The sequence below is a fragment of the Acinetobacter sp. YH12094 genome (assembly GCF_013419295.1).
Lineage (GTDB): Bacteria > Pseudomonadota > Gammaproteobacteria > Pseudomonadales > Moraxellaceae > Acinetobacter > Acinetobacter amyesii.
Map to the genome: position 1 here is coordinate 1 of NZ_VPAK01000080.1, position 1,326 is coordinate 1,326.

At 44.6% G+C, this 1,326-nt stretch carries 2 tRNA genes and 1 rRNA gene; all 3 read right to left on the reverse strand.

The annotated features are described in order from the left end of the window. Nucleotides 1-669, reverse strand: a 23S ribosomal RNA gene (locus tag FTU34_RS17690); the annotation flags it as partial. A 406-nt stretch (nucleotides 670-1,075) separates the two neighbouring features. Beyond that, nucleotides 1,076-1,151, reverse strand: a tRNA-Ala gene (locus tag FTU34_RS17695). A 48-nt stretch (nucleotides 1,152-1,199) separates the two neighbouring features. Further along, nucleotides 1,200-1,276: transfer RNA gene (locus FTU34_RS17700), tRNA-Ile, on the reverse strand. Nucleotides 1,277-1,326: the final 50 nt, after the last annotated feature.

The following is a 1,326-nucleotide window of genomic DNA, read 5'->3' on the forward strand; positions in this document are numbered from 1 at the left end:
GTTTCGGGTCTACACCCAGCAACTAAACGCCCTATTAAGACTCGATTTCTCTACGGCTCCCCTAATCGGTTAACCTTGCTACTGAATGTAAGTCGCTGACCCATTATACAAAAGGTACGCAGTCACCGAACAAGTCGGCTCCCACTGCTTGTATGCATGCGGTTTCAGGATCTATTTCACTCCCCTCACAGGGGTTCTTTTCGCCTTTCCCTCACGGTACTGGTTCACTATCGGTCAGTCAGGAGTATTTAGCCTTGGAGGATGGTCCCCCCATATTCAGACAAGGTTTCACGTGCCTCGCCCTACTCGACATCATTATCTAAGCCCTTTCGTGTACAGGACTATCACCTACTATGGTCGCACTTCCCAGAGCGTTCCACTAAAGCTTAGACAACTTAATGGGCTTTTCCCCGTTCGCTCGCCGCTACTGAGGGAATCTCAATTGATTTCTTTTCCTAAGGGTACTGAGATGTTTCACTTCCCCTCGTTCGCCTCATAAACCTATGTATTCAGTTTATGATACCCGCCTTATAGCGGGTGGGTTCCCCCATTCAGAAATCTCCGGATCACAGGATATTTGCCGCCTCCCCGGAGCTTATCGCAGGCTATTACGTCTTTCATCGCCTCTGACTGCCAAGGCATCCACCACATGCACTTAATTACTTGACTATACAACCCCAAACAGTCGTTTGATCCTACAAGTAGATCAACCAACATTACAGTTTAGAGCTTCGTGAACTTAATCACTGTACAGCTTCAATTAGATTCATATACCAAAACGCTTGATTCAGTTAATTTCGCTAGTAACTCATTGTCTGCTTCATAGTTGCCTATGTTGCTTTCAACGAGTATGAACAAATTATTTCAACTCAAATATATTCTGTTAATGATTTTTCCAGCCTTCGTCAGGTCAGGAAACTGTGATAAATCACAGAGCTTAATAACAATGGAGCGAATCATACGCCACTTTGTTGCTAAGCTCTATAACCTAAACACTTGATCGCTTAAGGACTAAGCTAACAATCGTTTGATTGTTTATTTTAGCTTCGTTCTTTATACATTGCGTAGCAATGTATGGTGGAGACTAGGAGAGTCGAACTCCTGACCTCCTGCGTGCAAAGCAGGCGCTCTACCAACTAAGCTAAGTCCCCAGCTTATCAATAAGTCAATGTTTCTGATTTTCCGTACTTCGTCAGTAGTGGTGGGTCTGACAAGACTTGAACTTGTGACCCCACGCTTATCAAGCGTGTGCTCTAACCAACTGAGCTACAGACCCTCAGATACATCGTCATGAAGAACAACTTGTTGTGGATTCTTACCAATCGT